The organism is Prevotella sp. ne3005 (assembly GCF_900110085.1).
Lineage (GTDB): Bacteria > Bacteroidota > Bacteroidia > Bacteroidales > Bacteroidaceae > Prevotella.
Genome location: NZ_FOCK01000006.1, coordinates 31,551 through 55,213, shown reverse-complemented (window position 1 = coordinate 55,213; position 23,663 = coordinate 31,551). Strand labels below are relative to the sequence as shown.

Here is a 23,663-nt window from a genome sequence, read left to right as displayed (position 1 = left end):
ATGTCAATATATAAGGATAAAACCCTTCTTATTACAGGAGGTACAGGTTCTTTTGGAAACTCTGTGTTAAATCGCTTCTTAACCACGGATATCGGTGAAATCCGAATCTTCAGCCGTGATGAGAAGAAACAGGATGATATGCGTCATGTCTATCAGGCGCGATTCCCGGAGGAGGCCCACAAACTGAAGTTCTTCATTGGTGATGTGCGTGATTTGCAGTCGTGTCGGAATGCCATGCCTGGAGTCAATTATATCTTCCATGCTGCAGCTTTGAAGCAAGTGCCTTCGTGTGAATTTTTCCCGATGGAGGCTGTTAAAACCAATGTGGTAGGTACCGACAATGTTCTGACTGCGGCCATTGAGGCTGGCGTCGAGTCAGTTATATGTCTCTCAACGGACAAGGCTGCTTATCCTATTAATGCAATGGGTATTACCAAAGCCATTGAGGAGAAGATTGCAGTGGCTAAGTCCAGATATTCTGGAAAGACGAAGATATGCTGTACCCGTTATGGCAATGTAATGTGTTCTCGTGGTTCCGTCATCCCATTGTGGATTGACCAGATTCGTCAAGGACACCCTATTACCGTGACAGAACCTCGGATGACACGTTTTATTATGTCTTTGGAAGAAGCAGTTGACCTCGTACTCTTTGCTTTCGAAAAAGGCCAGAATGGTGATATCCTTGTCCAGAAGGCTCCGGCATGTACAATTCAGACGCAAGCAGAAGCTGTTTGTGCTTTATTTGGAGGTAAGAAGGAGGACATCAAGATTATTGGTATCCGCCATGGTGAGAAAATGTATGAGACGCTTCTGACTAACGAGGAGTGCGCCAAGGCTGAGGATCTGGGCAATTTCAATCGTGTGCCTGCTGATAATCGCACCCTAAACTATGACAAGTATTTCACCGAAGGTGACAGTAGTCGTGCTGAGATGAAAGAGTTCAATAGTGAAAATGCAGAACAGCTGACACTCGAAGAGACCATTGAGAAGATTGCAGCTTTGGAATATATTCGCCGTGAGCTGGAGGATAAACGGAACTCTTTAATATGAAAATCTTGGTGACCGGTGCCAAAGGGTTTGTTGGAAAGAACCTTTGTGAGGCACTGAAGAACATTCGGGATGGAAAAGACCGTACAAGGCCTGCATTGCAGATTGAGGAGGTCTTTGAGTATGACATAGATTCTTCTCCTGAGCAATTAAACGATTGGTGCCGGGAGGCAGATTTCGTATTCAATCTTGCCGGTGTTAACCGTCCTAAGGACCAAAGCGAGTTTATGGAGGGTAACTTCGGTTTTGCCTCTGTGCTGCTCGATACCTTGAAGAATTCAGAGAACTTTTGTCCTGTGATGCTGTCATCTTCCCAGCAGGCATCTTTGTCTGGCCGATTCGGAAACTCGGAATATGGACGTAGCAAGAAGGCTGGCGAGGATTTGTTCCTTGACTATCAAAAGAAAACAGGTGCCAAAGTCTTGGTCTATCGCTTTCCAAACTTGTTTGGAAAATGGTGCCGCCCCAACTACAACTCGGCAGTTGCTACTTTCTGCAATAATATTGCGAATGATCTGCCTATAGTGGTTAATGACCCTGCCGTAGAACTGGAATTACTATATATCGACGATCTGGTTGCGGAGATGCTCGACGCTTTGGAAGGAAAGGAGCATCGTTGTGAATTCAATGGGCTTGAAGTTCTTCCGAAAGGCGATGGCAGATATTGCTATTGTCCGATTACTCACCAGGTAACCTTGGGTCGTATTGTGGATCTGATACACTCTTTCGCAGATCAACCCAAGACGCTGGTAATTCCGGAGATTCCTCATGGCAGTTTTGCAAAGAAACTCTATTCCACTTACCTTAGTTATCTACCCAAGGAAAAGATTTCCTTTCCCTTGAAGATGAATACAGACGATCGTGGCTCGTTTACGGAACTTATCCATACATTGAACTGTGGACAAGTCAGTATCAATATATCAAAGCCTGGCATTACGAAAGGACAGCATTGGCATAATACCAAGTGGGAGTTCTTTATCGTAGTGTCTGGTCATGGTTTGATTCAGGAACGTAAGGTTGGTTCAGATGAGATCTTGGAGTTTGAAGTCTCTGGTGAGAAGATAGAGGCCGTCCACATGCTTCCAGGCTATACACATAATATCATCAACCTCTCTGAGACGGAGAATCTGGTGACGGTGATGTACTGTAATGAGATATTTGATTCCAGTCATCCCGATACATTCTTTGAAAAGGTCTGAGCATGCAAAAGGTTCTTATTTGTACAAATCACTTTTATCCCGAGACCTTCAGATGCAATGATGTAGCGTTCGAACTAGTCCGTCTTGGCTACGATGTTACGGTATTGACGGCTATTCCTGACTATCCGGGAGGAAAGTTCTTCGAAGGCTATGGCTTTTTCAAGAAACGAAGGGAGACAGTTCGAGGAGTTAAGGTAATTAGGGCCTTTATCATTCCGAGGGGGCAGGGGGGCGTTATCCGTCTGTTGCTCAACTATCTCAGTTATTTCTTGTCTTCCCTCCTAGTTAGTATCCGCTTGGGGCTATTTGGGAAGTTCGATAGGGTTCTGATTCATGAGACCTCCCCAGTGATGATAGGAGTGCCTGCTGTCATTGTAAAGAAGCTGCAGAAGATTCCGCTCTATTTCTGGGTACTAGACTTGTGGCCAGAAAGTCTGCAAGCAGCAGGAGGGGTTAATAATCCTTGGGTACTGGGCTTCTTCCGTCGCATGACAACTTGGATTTATCGTCACTCTGATAAGATATTGATGAGTTCAAAGGGTTTTGAGTCATCGATAATGGAAAAGGGTGACTTTGCCAATAAACTGATTTATTTTCCCAATTGGGCAGATAAGGCATTAGAAGGCCATGGAGAATATCGGTTGCCAGCAATGCCTGATGGCTTTATAGCTATGTTTGCAGGAAATATGGGAGAGGCTCAGGACTTTGACCATATCATGTCTGCAGCAAGATTGTTGAAGGAAGAGAAAAATATCCATTTTGTCTTTGTCGGTGATGGTCGTAAACGTCCTTGGGTAGAGGAATATTGTGAGAAACATGGTCTGCAGGCGACAGTTCATTGGGTGGGGCGTCATCCTGTTGAGGCTATGCCGTCATTCTTTGAGAAGGCTGACGTGATGTTGATGACTCTTAAAGATGTCAGTATTTTCAATCTGACGGCTCCTGCCAAGCTGCAGGCTTATATGTCTGCTTCCAAGCCGATATTGGCTATGATGAATGGAGAAGGACCTCGTATTGTGACAGAGGCTCAATGTGGTAAATGTGTACCTGCAGCCGATGCTGAAGGATTGGCTAAAGTACTGAAGGAGATGTCTCGGATGGATAAGGCGGAACTTGTTGAGATGGGACGTCGTGGAAAGATATATCAACAGTCGCATTTCGACCTCGACCAATCCATCCGTCATCTGATGGAGATAATGGAGTAGAATACGTTCTTTGTAAAATTAAAGGCCAGCTCAATTTGATTGGGCTGGCCTTTTCTTTTATCGGATAAACAGAAGCTCCCGGTATTTGGGGAGTGACCAAAGGCCATCTTCTACAATCATCTCCAGATGGTCGATTTCGTAGCGGATGGCATCCATCTTGGGGCAGACTGTGTCATGATAAGTAATGGCACGCTCGTGGATGTTGTAGATACGGTTAGCCACGCGACGGGCATCAGTAAGGTCGTCCACCAATTGCTCAATGCGTTCTGTACGTTCGGCAATCTCCTGAATGAGTTTCATGTTACGAGCAGAGAGACGATTGGCTTGTTCTGTTGGGAATACGTCTTTCATACCCTGAACATTCTTGATAAGTTGCGACTGGTAGTGAGTGGCAACAGGGATGATGTGGTTCATTGAGAGATCACCCATAACACGAGCCTCAATCTGTACTGTCTTTACATAAGTCTCCCATTTCACCTCATTGCGAGCTTCTAGCTCCTTGCGGTTCATCACCTTGGTTGCCTCAAACATCTGAATGCTTGACTTGTCAAGGTAGTGTTCAAAGATCTTTGGACATGACTTCTCTACATCAAGCCCACGCTTTGCAGCTTCGCGCACCCATTCGTCGCTATATCCGTTTCCGTCGAAGCGGATAGGCTTACAGGTCTTGATATCTTCACGGAGCACGTCAACGATGGCAGAAAGTTTGCTCTCACCCTTCTTGATACGTTCATTCACACGCTTCCTGAAAGAATTGAGGGCTTCGGCCATAGCAGAGTTAAGGGCAATCATTGCCGATGCGCAGTTGGCTGAGGAGCCAGGTGCACGGAATTCGAAGCGGTTACCCGTAAAGGCAAAGGGCGACGTACGATTTCGATCGGTATTGTCGATGATGAGGTCAGGAATTTGGGGAATATCTATCTCCATACCCTGCTTGCCCTTCAGATTGAAGAGATCCTCCTTGTCTGAGAGTTCGATATGGTCGAGCAACTCTGTAAGCTGCTTGCCCAGGAAACTGCTGATGATGGCCGGAGGCGCCTCGTTGCCACCAAGACGATGAGCATTCGTGGCACTCATGATTGAAGCCTTCAGCAGACCATTATGGCGATAGACGGCCATCAGCGTCTCCACGATGAAGGTGACAAAACGTAAGTTCTCCTCAGGTGTCTTGCCAGGGGCGTGGAGCAGAGTGCCATTGTCAGCTGTAAGACTCCAGTTATTATGCTTACCGCTTCCGTTGATACCGTCGAAAGGCTTCTCGTGGAGCAGCACACGGAATCCGTGGTTGCGGGCCACACGCTTCATGAGCGACATGAGTAGCATGTTATGGTCTACTGCCAGATTGCACTCCTCGAATATCGGGGCGAGCTCAAACTGGTTGGGGGCCACCTCATTATGGCGTGTCTTACAGGGGATAGCGAGCTCCAAAGCCTGAATCTCAAGATCTTTCATAAAGGCCTGTACACGATCGGGGATGGTTCCGAAATAGTGATCGTCCATCTGCTGATTCTTGGCACTTTCGTGGCCCATCAGCGTACGACCTGTCATGACCAGGTCAGGACGGGCAGAGTAGAGTCCCTCGTCTACGAGGAAATATTCCTGTTCCCAACCCAGGTTCACCTGGACCTTCTTCACGTCGTTGTAAAAGAACTGGCACACATCGGTAGCTGCCTTGCTCACTGCGTGGAGTGAACGGAGTAGGGGGGCCTTGTAGTCAAGTGCCTCACCAGTATATGAGATGAATATGGTGGGGATACAAAGTGTATCGTCTATGATAAACACTGGCGATGTGGGATCCCAAGCAGAGTAACCTCGGGCCTCGAAGGTGTTACGAATACCGCCATTAGGGAAGCTGGAGGCGTCGGGCTCCTGTTGTACAAGCAATTTGCCACTGAAGTTCTCCACCATACCACCTTTACCATCGTGCTCTACAAAGGCATCGTGCTTCTCGGCTGTCCCTTCTGTCAAAGGCTGGAACCAATGGGTATAATGAGTGGCCCCCATCTCCAAGGCCCATTGCTTCATGCCTAAGGCCACAGCATCGGCGATGCTGCGATCAAGGCGTGCACCGTTGTCGATGACGTCGATGAGTTTGTTATACACATCGGCTGGCAGGTATTTGTACATCTTCTGACGATTGAACACATACTTGCCAAAATATTCAGAGGGGCGCTCTGAGGGTGCTGATACTTCAATGGCCTTCTTTTTAAAGGCTTCTTCTACAACTTGGAATCTGAGTAGGTTTGACATATCTTATGGTTGTTATTTGTCTATGAATCTTCTTGTGATATCTGTATACCCGTCGATACGACGGTCACGAAGGAAGGGCCACCAGCGACGAACCTGTTCGGAGTGGTCGAGATCCATCTCAACGATGATGCTCTCTTCCTCATCGGTAGAGGCTTCGTAGACGATCTCGCCCTGAGGACCAGCCACGAAACTGGTGCCCCAGAACTGGATGCCATTCGTCTGACCAGAAGGATCGGGTTCGTGCCCCACACGATTGACGGTGATCACAGGGAGCCCGTTGGCTACAGCGTGCCCTCTTTGTACTGTTTGCCAAGCCATACGCTGGCGTTGTTGCTCCTCTGGTGTGTCGCTCGACTCATAACCAATGGCGGTGGGATAGATGAGCATCTCTGCTCCTTGGAGAGCCATCAGACGGGCTGCCTCAGGATACCACTGATCCCAGCATACGAGGACACCTAAGCGACCCACGGATGTCTGGATAGGATGGAAACCGAGATCGCCAGGAGTAAAGTAGAACTTCTCATAGTAGGCAGGATCGTCAGGAATATGCATCTTACGATAGGTGCCTGCGATGGTGCCGTCTTTCTCTAAGACCACAGCTGTGTTGTGATAGAGTCCTGGAGCGCGCTTCTCGAAGAGCGAGGTGACGATGACCACACCAAACTGTTTGGCCAACTCTCCAAAGAACTTGGTGGAAGGCCCAGGGATAGGCTCAGCAAGGTCGAAGTTGTCCACGTTCTCCGTCTGACAGAAGTAGAGCGAGTTGTGTAACTCTTGCAGTACAATGAGTTCTGCACCCCGCTTGGCCAGGTCTCTGATGCCTTCTGCCAATCGCAGTATGTTGTCTTTGGTGTCTGCAGTATTATGCTGCTGCAGGAATCCTATCTTCAGTTCTCTCATACGCTTGGATATTGCATGGTGCAGCAATGGAGCGATCCGTGCTGCTTGATGATACTTCTACAATCGATGCCCACAATCTCCCTTTCAGGGAAAGCCTCACCAATAAGTCGCAGGGCTTCTGCGTCAAGGTCTGGCTGGGCGTAAGTGGGGCAGAGTACGGCCCCGTTGATGACGAGGAAGTTGGCATATGTGGCTGGCAGTCGCTCGCCCTCGAAGATGATGGGCCTTGGCATGGGAAGCTTCAACAGCCTGTAGGGCTTGCCTTCAATCGTGCGGAAGGTCTTCAGTTCCTCTTCCATCAGATGGAGCTCTGCATACTGCTCGTCGTCAGGGTTGTCGCACCCCATATATAATAAGGTGTCGTCAGGACAGATGCGCACCAACGTGTCGATATGGCCGTCGGTATCGTCGCCCGTCAGTGAACCATGGTTAATCCAGACGATGCGCTCTGCGTGGAGTTCTTGTTTCAAGTGCTCTTCTATCTGCTCTTTCGTCATGGGCTGGTTGCGATGGGGCGCCAGCAGACAGCAGGAGGTGGTAAAGACCGTTCCCTTGCCATCGCTCTCTATGGAACCACCTTCGAGTACGAAGTCCAGACAGTCCACGTATTCGCCCTTTACCTTACCCTCATCGTAGAGACGCCGATTGATGGCGTTGTCGAGTTCGGCAGGGAACTTCTCGCCCCAGCCGTTGAAGCAGAAGTCGAGCAGTCGGGCGTGGCCTTGATCGTCCACAAGGGTGATAAAGCCATGATCGCGAGCCCAAGTGTCGTTGGAGGGTTCTCCTACCACCAGCAACTCCTCGCGCTTCTCTATCTCACGGGCCATTTCCCGGTAGGTGGCAATGATCTCATCGAGCATTGGAGCCCAATCCGTATTAGCGTGCGGCCAGGTTAGCTGCACGCCCCACTGAGGCTCCCATTCTGCTGGTAAACGCCACTCTCGTGTATCGTTCTGAGTCTTCAAAATCAAAAATTTGCTGCAAAGGTACAAAATAATTCATAATACATCATTCATAATTCATATAATTTTAGTATTTTTGCCGAAAATAATTCAGATGTTAGAGTTTAAAGACGCTACAATCAAGGTTGGGGAAGAGGTGCTGGCCTCAAATATCTCGCTGATTGCCAGAGACGGACAGCTAACCTGTGTCACTGGGCCTGAGGGCTCTGGAAAGACGGTTCTGCTCCGTACGCTGATGGGCTTCCTGCCTGTTAGCGAAGGCTTTGTGAGTGTTGATGGCGAATTGCTCACCGTTTATTCTGCTCATGCCTTTCGTAAGATGATGGTCTATCTGCCTCAGAAGATGAGTCTTCTGGCGCATCAGCTGCGCGAGCCGGAGCCTGAAGAGCCTGAGCCAGAGGAGTTTGCGGTATGGAACAACGTTATGCCTTCTGCCATCGAGGAACAGCAGCCTGAGCCCATGAACGCTGAGGATATCTTCCTTTTGGCGGAGAAAACACTGAGGGAGGCTGCAGATAAGCCCATCGTGATAGCCGATGAACCTGCTGCCTATCTGACGCCAGAGCTGACGATGCGCATGATCGAACTGCTTCGCCAGCAGGCTTCACAAGGCAAGACGGTGCTGATAGCCAGCAGAAAGCCTCAGGTTATAGACTATGCAGACCAAGTGATAAGTTTAGATAATAGATAAATGTGATGGATACAAGACTCGTTTTACATACCTTTCTCGCCCTCCTGCTGTTGCTGATTCCTGCAGGGGCCCTTTACTTGTTGGAACGCAGTAAACTCGTGAAGTTTGTGGCGGTTATTGTCCGTATGGTGGTTCAGCTGCTGGTGCTCTGCCTTCTGGTGTGGGCGATTCTCAAGGTTGACAGCCCTTGGTTGTCGATGGTGTGGCTCGTGGCAACGGCTGTAGGCTCATCGTGGCTGGTGCAGAAGCGCTGTGCTCTTAAAGGGCGTAAGCTCATGCCAGCTATTGCCGTAGGCTTGTTCCTGGGTGTATTTCTGGTGGGGATGTGGCTTCTGGTGCTGGTATTGCCTGTGCGGGCTTTCGATGCCCGATGGTTTGTGCCAGTGATGGCGCTCTTGATGGGCCATTCTGTCACGATGCTCATTCGTGGACTCAGCACTTATCTCTCTGCCCTGAAGGCCGATCATGAGCAGTATGAGTTCTTGCGTGGCAATGGTCTCTCTCATCAGAAGGCTCTTCAGCCCTTTATGCGTAGGGCTTTGTTGGCTGTTGTCCAGCCTACGATTTCCAATCTCTCTGTTTTGGGCTTCACGTCTATGCCCTTGCTCCTCGTTGGCATGTTTCTTGGTGGTCTTACGCCCATCAATGCCTTCGTCCTGATGCTCTTCATGACGATAGGCTGCGTCTCTGCCTCCATCCTTGTTCTGGGGTTCACCATCCTGCTGGCAGACAAGTTGGGCGCTGGCCGTCAGAGTAATATGTAGCCAGAATCAGTAGGCACTTATTTGGGCGTCAAGCCAATAGAGCTGCTGATAGAAAGCTTTTTTCATTTCTCCTACGCATACTTCGTAAGAGAAGGTTGGGTAAAGGTTCCCGTCTGACCAGTCTGGCCACATCTGTTCATTTCTTAATGCAGAGCGAAGAATCATGTTCATATGGGTGTCAATGAACAGGGGGATCAGCTCTTCCCAGAGAGGCTTGTAAATGGCCCACTTCTCTTTTAATCGTTGTACGAAGACGGGGTCTTTTAGCAATTGGCGATAATAGAGGCACCAGTTGTTGCAGTTATGCCATTCTATTGCTGACTGCCCAAAGCTCCAGGCATCAAAGTCCCAAGGCGGACCTAAGCGGAATTTGTCGTTCCTATCTTTATATAGGTAGAGATTCTTGGTTCTTGTAGTCTCCTCATTTGTGCTGAGTTCTTGTACCAGATACCAGTTGATTGCCGTCTCAATGTCAAGATAGTCGCGATAGGCTCCAGTCATTAACTTGTTGTCGTCATAAATCAAGGATTCCATCTTGTTCATGGCAGACTTGATATAGTCAAGCTGTTCTTTGGGGATGGAGAAGTCGCCTTCCGGGTCTTTGATCTCCCAAGCCAGCCAACAGTTCAGGTTGTATCCTGTGCGGTTGAAGTAGTCTGTTTGAAAGGGATACCCGTCAAAGTAATAGTCCCCTAAGTCGACATAGCTCTCTAAGAGGTATCCTCCTGTCAGCGCTTCACCGCTGAGGTCTTCTGGATCCATCTCTGTGATGTTTATCTTGTCGTTCTCGACGCGTATTTTCTCGCAGAGATAGTATAGGCCGAGGTGGGTGCCATTTAGAATCAGTTCGACGAATCTTCCTGATTGCACCCAGGGGAAGTCTGTCAGCCTTGCCATTTCAAAGGCTGTGGCATTGTGGAGCTGGGTGCGGTCGTAGTAGCAGTTGGCCAGCAGAACCCAGTTCTTGCTCTCGTTCATCCCCAGAATAGCATGCTTGTTGTCGAACTTGACGTTATAGGGCTTCTTGTCTAGTACCCACGTCGTATTCCCTCTTCCTCTGATGCCTGCTGTCCCTAGATCGTCAATACTTCCGTCAAGGTTCACCAGTTTGACGGTGCAGCCCTCTTTCCTGACTTCTTTGTCGACGATGGGTTCTCCGTCTGGGGTGTTGATCATCATGACGGGCAGGTCGTAGACATTCACCTTCCAGTCTTTCTCTTCACCTTGAGAAGATTCGACGCGATAGGTGATGGGATTGGTGAAGTCGGAAAAATCAAACGCATTCCAGCCCGAACGCTGTTTGGTGTCTTCTATATATACATCTCTGCCGTTGATAGTATATTCTGGGATAAGTGAAGTCAAATTTGAATGTTGGACTGCCATGATATGGATGGTACCATCTTGGATCAAAAAGGCTTCGGACTTGCTTTTCGGATTGCCCTGCTCGTAAAAGGCATACTGCAGGAAGTCGGTTTTATCCCTCTCTGCAGAATCCTCATCTTCGTGGCAAGAGAATAGCAAAACGGCCAAAATAGCTAATATGAATGTTTGTTTCATTGTCTGATCTTTCCCAATTTTAATGCAAAGGTACATAAAATTATTGGATTATGAACTCATTAGCGGTAAAAAAAAGGAGAAAAGCTGTAATTCTTTCGTTCCTCAGTCTTGCTTATAGGCTCTGGACCCCTTTGTAAGCTGTTTTGATTTGTAAAGAATATATGCCTAAAAAAGTATCTGACTTTTTTGCCAATCTAGAGAAACGAGGAGTGGATTTTGGACCGATTCGGAGTTATATTACGACTAAGTAGAGGTTTGCCGTAACTAAAGTAGGACTTTACTCCGGGTAAAGTATAGGTTTACTCCGACTAAACCCTATCCCTTTTGGGCCAAAAGATAGTCTTTTACGAAGCAAAACAAGTTGTTTTGCTGTCTAAAAAAGCATCTTTTCGAGCTCAAAACACTATTCAAAAATCTAAGTGTCATGTTCTCAGTTAGTTACGAAGATGGCTCAAAACTCGCGTGTTTGCGGCCTCGAATCGGCTTCTGCTCTAAAACGCGATTCTCATGAGACGGTTTGTCGGGGAATTTCAAACCAGCTTAATGGGAGGCTCACAAAATTAATCCCAATTTATTTTGCAGTCTCCACTATTTGCATTACCTTTGCCAACAGTTATGAAAAAGAGAAGATACTTAATGATGATGCTGGCCCTGATGGTGACGATGACAGCCTGTCAGGGGCAGGGAAGCGTGAAATATGAGTTGCCAGCCAAATTGAAGGACCGCCCTGAGCTGATTCTTCAGCGGGTGGGCTATACCACATCGTATAATGAACAGACAAAGACGCCAAACTGGGTGGCGTGGCATCTGACGAAGGCGCATACCTATGGTAAGAACCAGCGTAAGAATGAGGTGTTCGCAGAAGATGAGGACATCGCCAGAGGGCATCGCGCCACGAATATGGACTACTATAATTCGCGCTATGACAGAGGCCACATGTGCCCTGCTGGCGATAATAAATGGGACAAGGTGGCCATGACCCAGTCGTTCCTCTTTACCAACATCTGCCCTCAGAACCATGGGTTGAACAAGTACGAGTGGAACGATCTGGAGATCCTCTGCAGGGACTGGGCGCGCAAATATGGTGCCATCGACATCGTCTGTGGGCCGCTTTACAGCAAGAACAGCTCGCCCAAGACCATCGGAAAGAATAAGGTCTGCGTGCCTGAAGCCTTCTTCAAGGTGGTGCTTTGTCGTCAGGGTAGGGCAAAAGCCATCGGATTCGTCTATCGCAATGAGGGCGTGAAGCAGAAGATGACTGAGGCCGTTCGCTCCGTCGACGAGATAGAACGCCTTACAGGCATCGACTTTTTCCCCTCGCTCGACGACCAGACAGAGGCGAGGGTAGAGGCGGAGGCCCGCCTAAGCGACTGGTAAAACAAAAGCGTTTCTATTTCTTGTAATCTTCGTAGTTTATTTTTGTTTCTTTGATGAGCCTGTCTTTCGGTGCGTAGTGTGGGCTCAGCAAGTCGCGGTCTTTGTGATAATAGACAGTTTGGATGCCTCCTATGTTGAAGAATAGTTGGCAGAGGTTATCCGTCATAAAAGGCTTGTTAATAGCTGCTTTTATGTTGTCAATCATGTCTGGGTATGTTTGTCGATATTGGTTAGAGCACCAGATGATGAAAGGTATCTGAAATTGGCACTCCAAATAGTTCCATGTGATATTGTCAGTATAGTTACGTCCGATAATATCCCGATAATCATATACTTCTTCTCCATGATCAGACAAATAAACGAGAAGAGTGTTTTTGTCTGAGAAGAATTTGATGATTTCATAAATCACAGCGTCATTATATAAGGTGGCGTTATCGTAGTCGGCTATCTTTTGTTTTCTCTCATTGTCAAGGAAAGATTCCTTTCTGTTTCCATAATGGCTGATATTAAAATGCGTATATTGCTCAGAATGAGGATATCGATTTGCTGCCGCCACATGTTGGCCAATTAGGTGAAAGATGTAAAAATTATGTGCTTTCTTATTCAGTTTAGTCTGACAGAAGTTCTTAAATAACTCTCCGTCATACTCAAAAGTAGCACTATTTTTCTGGGAGTATGTTATTTGGGAAATGCTGTCGTTATGGATGTAACTGTTAAGGGCATATTCCCACACCATTCCTTGGTCCACGTCATATTGGTTGTCCCAGAAAAAGACTCCAAAGCCAGCTTTCCTAAGTATAGTAGGGAAGTATGGCAAGTTATACCACTTCTCTGAATCTGCTATGCTGTTGCAACTAAGCATGTTCTTTATCGACTTGCTTGTATAGTTGTATGGGGTTATCACGTCATGAAATACAAATAGACTATCATGATTATATAATTCCATCAGGCGTGGTGTGGTGGGTAATGGATAACCATAGATCTCTGCATGTTTTTTGCTATACGATTCACCAATGACTAATACTATGTTTAACGAATCTGCATCATTAAGTGTGGTTCCTGTATCACCAATCTCAAGAGTGGAGGCAATTGCTTGTTGGATGACATCAGAAGAAGCATTTGTTACATACCATGAATAAAGAAAACGAGTATAGATGTCTGTGGCAGGATATTCGATCAGATCTGTAGCATCGCTCTCATTTATACTGTTGTTACAATTGTAGAAAAAACGGAAAATTATCTCCCCGACGCTAAAATAGGCCCCCAAACATATAAAGACGCTTAAAAACGAAATCCAAAGCTTATTGGGGGGGGTGTTTATGACTATTCGGGGAAGTTTCTTGTATCCATATTCTAAGGCTACTGCGATAATAATATAGATGATGGTTTTAATATATACGCTGATACTGTTTGATGAACAAATATAGGTGTTCAGAAACTCGTTTGTTTCAGTATTGTTAGTCTCTTTAAGCAATACAAACAGAGTAGGACTAAAGTCCATGTTGAAATGAATGCTAACGAAACTGGCAATTGTATAAATAGTAAAGAGAAAAACGTACCATGCAATTTTCAGTATGGAGCCTGCCTTTCCAAGATAATAAATGGAGGCACTTATCAAGAAGGCATAGAAACACCATATTGCAGAATATGAAACAATCATATCGGCAGAATAATGAAAATCCTCGCTGAAGAATGAAAAGATACTCGTCCTGATAAGAATGAAAAAGACCAATATGATGGGTAATTCATTAAGTACAGGAGATGCGAAGAAGAATAAAAGCTTTTCTAAACGACTATGATTGTTTGTATGAATCATTTTATGTGATGTATTGATTATTTTAATTGCAAAAGTACACATTTATAATAAAAAAGAAGGTATCAAGGCTGTTAAAAACCTTTAATTTATTGTAGTACAGAAGCTTTGTCTCAGCTTTTTGTTGTACCTTTGCAGCGTGAAAATAAAAGAAGTGCTGAGCGCCCTTGAACGTTTCGCGCCTCTGCCCTTGCAGGAAAGCTGGGATAATGCTGGCTTGCAGGTTGGACTGACAGAGACGGAGGTTTCAGGGGCATTATTGTGTCTGGACGTCAACGAACGCATCATTGACGAGGCCATCGCGAAGGGCTGCAACCTGGTTGTCAGCCACCATCCGCTGTTGTTTCGTGGACTGAAAACCATCAGCGATATGACGGATGTCCAGCGCACTGTGATGAAGGCCATCGAGAACCATATCGCTGTGATATCCATGCACACGAATATGGACAACGCCAAGGGTGGGGTGAACTTCCGCATCGCCCAGAAGTTGGGACTTCAGGATGTTGGCTTCTTCGCTTCCAAAAGCGTCGATGGTATCGAGGCTGGTAGTGGTGTTATAGGCGAACTGGCAGAACCTCAGGCTGCTGACGATTTCATTCTCATGGTAAAGAAGGCTTTTGGTGTGGAGTGCGCTATGTGTAATGAGTTGCTTCGCCGTCCTATCAGAAAGGTGGCCATCTGTGGTGGAGCAGGGGATTTCCTGCTTGACGAGGCTCTGAAAGCTGGGGCCGATGCATTCATCACTGGCGAGATGCACTATCATCAGTACTTTGGCTATGAGCAGCAGATACAGATATGTGTCATCGGCCATTACCAGAGCGAACAGTATACAGCCGAGGTCTTCGAGGAGATTATCCAGAAGGACTGTCCAGGCGTCAGGACCTGCATCGCAGAGACATGTACGAATCCAATTTTATATATCTAACATAGTTGAATTATGGCAAAGAAAGATCCTACAGATTTGTCAGTAGAGGAGAAGCTGAAGACCCTTTATCAGCTTCAGTCAGCTCTCTCTGCAATCGATGAGAAAAAGGCACTGAGAGGTGAACTGCCTCTCGAAGTACAGGACCTGGAAGACGAGATTGAAGGTCTGACAACCCGTATTGAGAAGATCAAGAACGAAATCAGCGAGTTCCAGAAGGCCATCTCCCAGAAGAAGGGCGAGATTGCTGATGCTGAGGCCAGTGTAGCCCGCTACAAGAGTCAGCTTGATGATGTGAAGAACAATCGTGAGTATGACACACTCTCTAAGGAAATTGAGTTCCAGACACTTGAGATTGAACTCTGCAACAAGAAAATCCGTGAAGCCAACACCCGTATCCAGGAGAAGCAGAATGAGCTGGTTCTCAACGAGGAGGTCATCAAGGAGCGCGAGGGCGATCTGGAGGTAAAGAAGAATGAGCTCGACGAGATTATGCAGGAGACTCGTGCTGAGGAGGAAAAACTGAAGGAGAAGGTGAAGGACTTGGAGTCAAAGATCGAGAGCCGTTTGTTGACTTCTTTCAAGCGTATCCGTAAGAATGCACGCAATGGTTTGGGCGTTGTCTACGTTCAGCGTGATGCTTGTGGTGGTTGCTTTAATAAGATTCCGCCCCAGCGCCAGCTCGATATCAAGATGCACAAGAAAGTTATTGTCTGTGAGTACTGTGGCCGTATTATGATTGACCCTGAATTAGCAGGTGTGAAGATTGATAAGGCAACTGGCGAGGAGAAGAAAACCCGTAAGCGTGCTATCCGTAAGTCGGCTTCGTCGAAAAAGACGACGGATGCCAACGATATGGAGTAATGTTATAGATTTTGATAGTCCGGGATTGCCTCAAGGAAACAATATTTTTGATTGGGATAATCCATCTTGCAGCAATAATGCTGCAGTCCGTTACTGACTATCAGATAGTCCACTTTCAGCAGAAGATTGTAGACCGTTATCTGGTCGAAAGTCTTCTGCTGAATTTGTATAGTGGGGGCCTTATATTCGATAATCATTTGAGGCTGTGCTAACTTATTATATAAGATAGAGTCGCAACGAAGCCTTTTCTCACCTGCTTTCAGCTCAATCTCGTTACCAAGGAGGCCCTTGGGATAGCCTTTATGCTCAACGAGGTAGTGTACGAAATGCTGGCGCACCCACTCTTCTGGGGTCAACGCCACATATTTTCGACGCAAAAAGTCGAAAATCATCCTTTTATCACCCTTTTCGGTGATTTTTATGGGGTATGGTGGTAGGTTTAATTGAAACATTTTTGTAACTTTGCAGGCAAAAGTACGAATAAAAAATGAAATAGCGTCATGGCTGAAGCAAAAAATGTAAGTTTTGAGGGTATTATGCGTGATTTGGAGGCGCGGAAGTATGCCCCTGTCTATTATCTGATGGGGGACGAGCCGTATTATATCGATAAGATTGCCGACTATATCGCTGAGCATGTATTACAGCCAGAAGAGCGCGATTTCAACCAGACAATCCTCTTTGGATCCGATGTGACAGCTTCGCAGATTGCTGACGCAGCACGTCGTTACCCCATGATGTCGGAGTTTCAAGTGTTGATTGTAAAAGAGGCACAGAACGTTAAGAATACTGAGGCTCTGGAGAGGTATTATAAGGCTCCGATGAACTCCACTATTCTCGTGATGTGCCATAAAAATGGGACGATTGATGGTCGCAAGAAGGAATATGTAAAGGCTATTTCTTCTGCAGGCGTACTTTTTGAGAGCAAAAAACTGCGTGATCGCGACCTTCCGGCCTTCATCGAGAACTATCTGAGGGTTCGCAAAGTAAGTATTGATCCAAAATCAACGCAAATGATTGCCGATAACATCGGTGCAGACTTGAGCCGATTGACAGGAGAACTGGATAAAGTCATTTTATCGTTGTCGGAGCAGGATAGGAGAGTGACCCCCCAGATAGTGGAGGATCAAATTGGGGTAAGTAAGGAATTTAATAGTTTTGAACTTCGTGATGCCATTGTGAATCGAAATGTATTCAAGGCAAACCAGATAATAAAATATTTTGACGAAAATCCGAAGGTCGGTAGTATCTACTTGTTTCTCCCAATGCTCTTTAATTATTTCCAGAATCTGATGATTGCCTATTATGCGCCCAATAATAAGAGTCAGGAAGCGGTTGCTGATTGGCTGGAATTGAGATCGGCGTGGGCTGCTAAGGACTATATGATAGGCATGAGAAATTATACTGGAATGAAAGTGATGCATATTATTTCTAAGATACGCGAAATAGATGCCAAAAGTAAGGGCTTGGATAATCCTAATACCCCTCCAGGAGAGCTAATGAAGGAACTGATTTTTTACATTTTGCACTAATTTGGGGGTATTTTTCACTCTAGAATTTCTAAAAATAGCTCTTTTCAGGAGCTATTTTTTTAGGCCCAAATGCCGATAAAATCAGGGGTTGTAGGAGATTTATACCCCCTCAAAACTCGCGTTTTTTCAGGCTTCCTGTCCCGTCGTTCAGATTCTGCGAAAAATGACGTATTTTCACTTTCTGAGCTTTCTGTGTTTTGGTATTCACATTCAATAACATTTGATTTCTTGTATTCATGTTTGTAAATGTAAAATTATGATGGCGTAAATTTGGATTTGTATCACGGGGATTTGTGTATCGAAACACAAATATATTATCATTAATTTAAATATGCAAATGTGATTTTTGTCATTTGGATTTTTATATTCCTAAATATGCACAATGTGTATATTGCATATAAATGCTTGTAAATCAAGTGTATATATTTAAATACTTATAAAATGGTTGATAATTTCATACTTCTATGTTATAAACAACAAGTATAAATCCCATTTATAGAATAATCATCTTCTAATTACTTTATTTATAGTCAGATAATTAGCATTTTAGGTTCTATGATTACTTTGTATAAATTTATCTTCCTAAATTTATATTTGTAATTCCGAATCAAAATATTCAGATTCTTAAGATATGAATTTGGAAATATAAAAATATAAATTTAAAGTTTAAAAAACAAAATATTTTTTTAAATTGTTGTTTATTTCAAAAAATTGATTTACCTTTGTAAACTGATAATAATAATGGCAAAATTGCCTCTTAAACATATAGCGATAGTCATGAAGGATCGAATCAGGCAAATTATGGAGTCTCAGAAGATGACTCAGCAGGAGTTCGCCGACTATATTGGACTGGCACCTGCAACCTTAAGTAGTATCTTTAACGGTCGTACCCGCCCTACTCTGAATGTGGTGGAAGCGCTAAAAAAGAAAATTCCTAACATCAGTATCGATTGGCTGATGTTTGGTTCTGGTGATATGTATGTATCCTCACAAAGTGATGTCTTAGAGTCGGAACCAACGTCTTCGCCATCACTTTTTTCAAACTCACCCACCTTCGAATTTGATCAGTCATCATCTCCTACCCCACAAAATGGTGTTTTGCCAATGCAAAATACCAATAGTGTAAAATCTACACGGTCGGATATAGTGCGAGATGAAGTAAAAATTATTGAAAAACCGCAACGTCGTGTTATCGAGATTCGTGTGTTTTACGATGATCAGACGTGGGATACATTTGTTCCTGCTAAGAAATAACATTTGGTAATATCAAGTTAATTTCGTACCTTTGCAGCATCATTTGTTACAAAGGTACCTTTTTTATATGAAGAAGTATATATTAGACCTCAAAGTTAAGTCAGTAGAGAGACTTCACGAACGCTATGTTCTCATCAAGTTGACTGACGATAATCCTTTGCCGGAGATGTTGCCTGGCCAATTTGTGGAGGTTCAGGTTAAAGGATCGCCATCAACTTTCCTTCGTAGGCCGATTTCAATCAATTTGGTGGATTACAAAGAGAATGAGCTGTGGCTTTTAGTAGCTATGGTTGGCGAGGGAACCAGTCAATTGGCTCGTATCCAAGATGGCGATACACTCAATTGTGTTCTACCTTTAGGTAATGGCTTTACTCCTGCTGTAGCTAATGAGAAGATTTTGCTCGTTGGTGGTGGTGTAGGTGTTGCTCCCCTGCTTTATATGGGAGCAAAGATGAAAGAATCAGGCTTAGAACCTACTTTCCTTCTTGGTGCCCGTTCTGCCAAAGACCTGCTGATGCTGGATATATTTAAGAGGCTTGGACGGGTATTTGTGACAACAGAGGATGGTAGTGAGGGTGAGAAAGGCTTCGTGACGAATCATTCATTGCTTCAGCAGGAGCAATTCGACCGTATCAGTACCTGTGGTCCTACACCGATGATGAAAGCTGTAGCCCGCTTTGCCCGTCAGAATGGTGTTGATTGTGAGGTATCCCTTGAAAATTTGATGGCTTGTGGCCTGGGAGCCTGTCTTTGTTGTGTGGAAAAGACGGTGGATGGCAATTTATGTGTTTGTAAGGACGGACCCGTGTTTAATATTCAGAGATTGTTATGGCAAGATTAAATGTAAAGATTGGTGAACTCTCGTTAAAGAATCCCGTGATGACGGCCTCTGGCACCTTTGGCTATGGCCTTGAGTTTGCTGATTTCATGCCGCTCGACGGTATTGGCGGTATTATTGTGAAGGGTACAACCCTGAAGCCCCGTGAGGGTAATGATTATCCTCGTATGGCCGAAACTGCTAGTGGAATGCTTAACTGTGTCGGTCTGCAAAATAAGGGTGTTGACTATTTCTGTGAACATATTTATCCTCAGATTAAGGATATTGATACGAATATGATTGTCAACGTCAGCGGTTCTTCTCCTGAAGACTATGCCGAATGCGCTGCCCGTATTGACGCTTTGGATAAAATACCAGCTATAGAACTAAATATCTCCTGTCCTAATGTGAAAGATGGAGGAATGGCCTTTGGCGTTACTTGTGCAGGTGCCTCCAGCGTGGTTAAGGCCGTTCGTGAACGCTATCATAAGACGCTGATTGTCAAGCTCTCTCCCAATGTGACAGATATTACAGAGATTGCTCGTTCCGTTGAGGCAGAGGGGGCCGATAGTGTTTCGCTCATCAACACCTTGATGGGTATGGCTATCGATATCGAAAAGCGCAAGAGAGTGTTGTCAATAGGTACAGGCGGTCTTTCCGGACCTGCAGTAAAGCCTGTAGCATTACGAATGGTTTATCAGGTGGCCAAGGCCGTCAAGATTCCTGTGATTGGTCTAGGAGGTATTTGTTCTGCCAAGGACGCCATAGAGTTCCTCATGGCAGGTGCTACAGCCATCGAGATTGGAACGGCCAACTTCCTGGATCCTGCTGTCAGTATTAAGGTGCGTGATGGCATTAATGACTGGCTAGACGGTCATGGCTGTCAGTCGGTAGAAGAAATAATAGGTGTGATCAGCTGATCACACCTATTTTATTAACTTTATATTCAAAATTTGGGGGCTGGCAATCGCCAGCCCCCAACCAACACAAAAACTAAACTAGACTTAACTAAAGCATTTCAGGATTTTCACAAATCCCGCGAATGCAGTTGCAAATATACAACAACTTTTCTAATGTTCCAATTTTTTTTGCATTATTTTGCAATTAAAATGCGTTTTCTATAAAATAACGGCCTTTTTCAGCAAAATATAGTCCAAAATAGTCATGGAGGCCATTGACTCGACAATGGGAACTGCTCTTGGCAAAACGCATGGGTCATGCCGTCCTTGAGCCTTGAAAGTAGTGGCATTTCCTTCTATATCTACAGTCTCTTGTTCTGTTAGAATTGTGGCTACAGGCTTGAAAGCTATACGGCAGTAGATGTCCTGACCATTAGAGATGCCTCCTTGAATACCTCCACTATGATTTGTTTGGGTCGTGATGTGTCCCTCTTGTGAGCAGAATACATCGTTTTGCTCTGAGCCGCGGGCTGTCACACCGTCAAAACCTTCTCCATATTCGAAACCTTTAACTGCATTGATACTAAGCATGGCAGCTCCCAATGCCGCATGTAATTTCCCAAATTCTGGTTCTCCGATACCTATCGGACAGCCTTTGATTACACAGGTAATAATGCCACCAATGGTGTCGCCTTCGGCTTTCATCTGGGTAATGAATGCTTTCATCTCGCGAGCCTTATCTGCATCTGGGCAGCGTACGGCATTTGTTTCTGTTAGGGATAAGTCGTATTTTCTGTAATCACGATCAAGTGCAATGGAGCCAACTTGTGAGGTATATGCCTGAACAGAAACACCTAACTGACGTAATACAAGTTTGGCAAAGGCTCCCCCTACACATCGGCTGATGGTAATACGGGCTGATGAACGTCCACCGCCACGATGGTCTCGGATACCATATTTATTATAATAGGTATAATCGGCGTGGGATGGACGGAACAAACAGCGCATATTCTCATAATCCTGAGAATGGTGGTTGGTATTTCGGACAAGAAAGCCAATAGGACAGCCCGTTGACTTCCCCTCAAACACTCCGCTGAGAATTTCTACCTGATCCGCCTCCTGCCTGGAAGTGGTGATCTTGCTTTGTCCTGGGCGACGGCGATTTAATTCCTGCTGGATAAAATCTAAATCGATGTCTATTCCAGCGGGCATGCCGTCAACGACACCGCCAATAGCTTCACCATGGCTCTCACCGAATGTTGTCAGTCTGAATATGTTACCAAATGTATTCACTTCTCACTCTTTAAAATGCACTATTCACTCTCAATTCCCTAATGACAGTGTCCACAGCCACAACCGTCACCGTGCTCGTGATGGTCGCCACATCCACCACACTCGCCGTCGCCATGATGATGCCCACAACCACTGCAGCCACCTGTCAAATGCTTGATAAGGTGCTGTATCTCCTCTTCTGTGGCATCGCGGTTCTCCTTGATTTCTCCCTTGAAGTTAAGGGTCTTGCCAGCTAGAGGGTGGTTGGTGTCAATTGTCACACCGTCTTCCTCAATCTTTTTCACTTTGGCCATAAACTGGTGGTCCTCATTGTCCATGAGCGTGATGACCGCCCCCTCGAAGATATTCTCATGGTCAAAGTGGCCGTTAATCATAAATACATCGCGCTGCAGTTTGTGAACGCCCTCGGGGTCATATGCACCGAATGCCTGATCTGGCTGAAGGATAAAGTCGAAAGATGAGCCCTTCTCCATATTCATCACCTGCTGTTCGAAAGCATCAAGTGCCACGCCGAAGCCTGTGATAAACTCAAAGGGACGATCATTACCCGTCTGTTCTTCCAATGTATTCTCTCCGTCGGCCACCGTATACAATTGGTATACGACCGACATAAACTTGTTTTGTGCTTTGTCCATTCTTTATATATAATAATGTATAATTGGCTGCAAAGTTACGAATAAACGTCCGAACTACCAAATTTATGGGGATTTATATGCCAAAATAATCTCAAAAACAAGAAAAATGAGCTATTCCCACATTTCTTTGATATGTGTCAACAAAAGGGCTGTTATCGCACACAATTTTACTAAAACGTTTGCGTAATACCAAAAAACGCCGTACCTTTGCACCGTCAAAAGACATTAAGGATAACAAAATTAAGTATTAAGGTAGGGCGGCTCAACACACCGCTCGAGTAAAAAAGAAAGGGTAAAAAGATGAAAAAGATGATTTTGACAATGGTAGCAATGCTGAGTATGACAACCGCATTTGCAGAAGGTGAGAACGTAGCCAATGTAAGCAACTTAGAGGCTTATGAGTTGAATATCAATATGAATAAGCTCTCTGATGTACTGGAGCTGGCTGACGACCAGAAAGAGGCCGTAGAGAACATTCACCACACTTTCGCAGCTGAGCTGATTTTTGCTGCTCAGTATGGCAAGAACGATCGCAAGGCTCTCGTTGACCGTGCTGTCGAGAACGATGTGAAGTGGATGCGCTACGTCCTTAACGACAAGCAGATGCGTACTTACCTCCGCCTGCTGAACGCTACGATGAAGAATCGTGGTCTGAACAAGTAAGAAAAGTAATTATTAGTAGTCTTTTAAGAGGCATTCCGCAAGGGATGCCTCTATTTTTATGCTTAAAATTTGCAATTCTCGAATATTTTTACTTACTTTGCAGTCAGAAACTAAAAATATAGTCAATATGAAGAATTTTAAGCTTTTTATTTTATCTCTAGTAGCTGTTGTTTTTGTCAGTTGTGGTACTTCCAACACAGTGCCCATTACAGGACGTAAACAGAATCTGATGGTCAGTGACGGAGACATTCTCTCCCTCTCTACCCAACAGTATCAGGATTTCATGAAGTCTGCCAAACTCTCTACCAATCAGGCCAATACGGCAATGGTAAAGCGGGTAGGACAGAATCTTGCCAATGCAGTTACCAGCTACCTTACGGCAGCAGGTCTGCAGAATGATCTTCAGTATTATAAGTGGACATTCAACCTAGTGCAGGACAACCAAGTTAATGCCTGGTGTATGCCTGGTGGACTGATTTGTGTCTATGAAGGTATACTGCCTGTCACGCAGGATGAGCCTTCACTCGCTATCGTGTTGGGCCATGAGATTGCTCATGCCGTTGCCCGTCACTCCGCAGAGCAGATGAGTACCCAGATCAAGCAGCAGTATGGTCTCCAGATAGGAGCTGCCGTTCTCGGTGGCCTGGGCATGGGCGCCAATACCACCTCTATCATTCAGGCTATTGCGGCTCAGGGCTTCAACTTCAAGAATCTAAGTTATTCGCGTAATCATGAAAACGAGGCCGATCATATGGGACTTATTTTTGCAGCGATGGCTGGCTATGATCCTAACGCAGCACTTTCTTTCTGGCAGCGTATGGCGGCCTCAAACAAAAATCAGACCTCAGAATTTCTGAGCGACCATCCTTCTGATGCCACCCGCATTAAGAATATTCAGGGTTGGTTGCCTGAAGCACTGAAATACTATAAGCCGCAGTCTACTGCTAAGGCTGTTACGACAACCAAGAAGACAACAACCACTACTAAGAAATCGGTAACAACTAAGAAAACCAAGAAATAAT

Annotated in this window: 22 protein-coding genes; 14 read left to right on the top strand and 8 right to left on the bottom strand. The window is 45.4% G+C overall.

Translation table 11 applies throughout. The features are described 5' to 3' along the window. From BMY16_RS09870 to BMY16_RS09860, 3 genes are read left to right on the top strand one after another with little or no spacing between them, the layout of a single operon-like run. Positions 1-1,050 (top strand): polysaccharide biosynthesis protein, encoded by a 1,050-nt coding sequence (locus BMY16_RS09870; RefSeq protein ID WP_091842098.1) that lies wholly within the window; start codon positions 1-3, stop codon positions 1,048-1,050. After that, on the top strand, positions 1,047-2,246 hold the full coding sequence (locus tag BMY16_RS09865) for a polysaccharide biosynthesis C-terminal domain-containing protein (RefSeq protein WP_091842096.1): 1,200 nt from the start codon (positions 1,047-1,049) through the stop codon (positions 2,244-2,246). The genes BMY16_RS09870 and BMY16_RS09865 overlap by 4 nt, the downstream gene beginning before the upstream one ends. A gap of 2 nt (positions 2,247-2,248) precedes the next feature. Beyond that, a complete protein-coding gene (locus tag BMY16_RS09860; protein ID WP_091842094.1) occupies positions 2,249-3,451 on the top strand; it encodes a glycosyltransferase family 4 protein in 1,203 nt (400 codons plus the stop codon). Between the two features lie 57 nt (positions 3,452-3,508). Here the strand turns inward: BMY16_RS09860 and BMY16_RS09855 are convergent, their stop codons facing one another. Genes BMY16_RS09855 through BMY16_RS09845 form a run of 3 tightly spaced genes read right to left on the bottom strand, consistent with a single transcriptional unit; the run spans position 3,509 to position 7,569 of the window. Continuing rightward, positions 3,509-5,701 carry a glutamine synthetase III family protein gene (locus tag BMY16_RS09855; protein WP_091842093.1) on the bottom strand — a complete coding sequence of 731 codons (2,193 nt, stop codon included), beginning with the start codon at positions 5,699-5,701 and terminating at the stop codon, positions 3,509-3,511. Between the two features lie 12 nt (positions 5,702-5,713). Next, positions 5,714-6,601, bottom strand: a complete 888-nt coding sequence (locus BMY16_RS09850; protein ID WP_091842091.1) for a carbon-nitrogen hydrolase — start codon at positions 6,599-6,601, stop codon at positions 5,714-5,716. Further along, positions 6,598-7,569, bottom strand: a complete 972-nt coding sequence (locus BMY16_RS09845) for an agmatine deiminase family protein (RefSeq protein ID WP_411267779.1) — start codon at positions 7,567-7,569, stop codon at positions 6,598-6,600. Before BMY16_RS09845 ends, BMY16_RS09850 begins: the two co-directional genes overlap by 4 nt. Positions 7,570-7,657: 88 nt before the next feature. On the opposite strand from BMY16_RS09845, the gene BMY16_RS09840 reads away from it, so the two are divergent. Further along, a complete protein-coding gene (locus BMY16_RS09840) occupies positions 7,658-8,254 on the top strand; it encodes an ATP-binding cassette domain-containing protein (protein ID WP_091842088.1) in 597 nt (198 codons plus the stop codon). Positions 8,255-8,259: 5 nt separating this feature from the next. Beyond that, positions 8,260-9,018: an ABC transporter permease gene (locus tag BMY16_RS09835; RefSeq protein ID WP_244513035.1), complete on the top strand. Its 759-nt coding sequence runs from the start codon at positions 8,260-8,262 to the stop codon at positions 9,016-9,018. A gap of 6 nt (positions 9,019-9,024) precedes the next feature. Here BMY16_RS09835 and BMY16_RS09830 read toward each other — a convergent pair whose 3' ends face one another. Beyond that, a complete protein-coding gene (locus tag BMY16_RS09830) occupies positions 9,025-10,575 on the bottom strand; it encodes a CotH kinase family protein (RefSeq protein ID WP_170836072.1) in 1,551 nt (516 codons plus the stop codon). A 615-nt stretch (positions 10,576-11,190) separates the two neighbouring features. Here BMY16_RS09830 and BMY16_RS09825 point away from each other — a divergent pair. Further along, positions 11,191-11,952, top strand: a complete 762-nt coding sequence (locus BMY16_RS09825) for a DNA/RNA non-specific endonuclease (RefSeq protein ID WP_091842083.1) — start codon at positions 11,191-11,193, stop codon at positions 11,950-11,952. Positions 11,953-11,965: 13 nt separating this feature from the next. Here the strand turns inward: BMY16_RS09825 and BMY16_RS09820 are convergent, their stop codons facing one another. Next, a complete protein-coding gene (locus tag BMY16_RS09820; RefSeq protein ID WP_170836071.1) occupies positions 11,966-13,768 on the bottom strand; it encodes a phosphoethanolamine transferase in 1,803 nt (600 codons plus the stop codon). Between the two features lie 136 nt (positions 13,769-13,904). Between BMY16_RS09820 and BMY16_RS09815 the strand changes: the two genes are divergently transcribed. Further along, positions 13,905-14,690, top strand: a complete 786-nt coding sequence (locus BMY16_RS09815) for a Nif3-like dinuclear metal center hexameric protein (protein WP_091842080.1) — start codon at positions 13,905-13,907, stop codon at positions 14,688-14,690. A gap of 12 nt (positions 14,691-14,702) precedes the next feature. After that, positions 14,703-15,551 carry a zinc ribbon domain-containing protein gene (locus tag BMY16_RS09810; protein WP_091842078.1) on the top strand — a complete coding sequence of 283 codons (849 nt, stop codon included), beginning with the start codon at positions 14,703-14,705 and terminating at the stop codon, positions 15,549-15,551. A 2-nt stretch (positions 15,552-15,553) separates the two neighbouring features. Here the strand turns inward: BMY16_RS09810 and BMY16_RS09805 are convergent, their stop codons facing one another. Then, on the bottom strand, positions 15,554-16,003 hold the full coding sequence (locus BMY16_RS09805) for a type I restriction enzyme HsdR N-terminal domain-containing protein (RefSeq protein WP_091842076.1): 450 nt from the start codon (positions 16,001-16,003) through the stop codon (positions 15,554-15,556). Positions 16,004-16,051: 48 nt separating this feature from the next. Here BMY16_RS09805 and holA point away from each other — a divergent pair, with 48 nt between their 5' ends. From holA to BMY16_RS09785, 4 genes are all read left to right on the top strand, one after another. Next, the gene (gene holA / locus BMY16_RS09800; protein WP_091842075.1) at positions 16,052-17,080 is read left to right on the top strand and encodes a DNA polymerase III subunit delta; all 1,029 of its coding nucleotides are present in this window, start codon (positions 16,052-16,054) and stop codon (positions 17,078-17,080) included. A gap of 777 nt (positions 17,081-17,857) precedes the next feature. Then, a complete protein-coding gene (locus BMY16_RS09795) occupies positions 17,858-18,334 on the top strand; it encodes a helix-turn-helix domain-containing protein (protein ID WP_091842445.1) in 477 nt (158 codons plus the stop codon). A 67-nt stretch (positions 18,335-18,401) separates the two neighbouring features. Next, entirely contained in the window at positions 18,402-19,175 is a 774-nt protein-coding gene (locus BMY16_RS09790) for a dihydroorotate dehydrogenase electron transfer subunit (RefSeq protein ID WP_091842073.1), read from the top strand. Then, on the top strand, positions 19,163-20,071 hold the full coding sequence (locus BMY16_RS09785; RefSeq protein WP_091842071.1) for a dihydroorotate dehydrogenase: 909 nt from the start codon (positions 19,163-19,165) through the stop codon (positions 20,069-20,071). The genes BMY16_RS09790 and BMY16_RS09785 overlap by 13 nt, the downstream gene beginning before the upstream one ends. Before the next feature lie 198 nt (positions 20,072-20,269). Here BMY16_RS09785 and aroC read toward each other — a convergent pair whose 3' ends face one another. Both aroC and BMY16_RS09775 read right to left on the bottom strand, forming a co-directional pair. Beyond that, on the bottom strand, positions 20,270-21,343 hold the full coding sequence (gene aroC / locus BMY16_RS09780) for a chorismate synthase (protein WP_091842070.1): 1,074 nt from the start codon (positions 21,341-21,343) through the stop codon (positions 20,270-20,272). Between the two features lie 38 nt (positions 21,344-21,381). Next, complete coding sequence (locus tag BMY16_RS09775; RefSeq protein WP_091842068.1) at positions 21,382-21,978, bottom strand: FKBP-type peptidyl-prolyl cis-trans isomerase; 597 nt, start codon at positions 21,976-21,978, stop codon at positions 21,382-21,384. Positions 21,979-22,278: 300 nt separating this feature from the next. Between BMY16_RS09775 and BMY16_RS09770 the strand changes: the two genes are divergently transcribed. Continuing rightward, entirely contained in the window at positions 22,279-22,641 is a 363-nt protein-coding gene (locus BMY16_RS09770) for a hypothetical protein (RefSeq protein WP_091842067.1), read from the top strand. A 127-nt stretch (positions 22,642-22,768) separates the two neighbouring features. Beyond that, positions 22,769-23,662, top strand: coding sequence for a M48 family metallopeptidase (locus BMY16_RS09765; RefSeq protein WP_091842065.1), 894 nt, complete (start codon positions 22,769-22,771; stop codon positions 23,660-23,662). Position 23,663 lies beyond the last annotated feature (1 nt).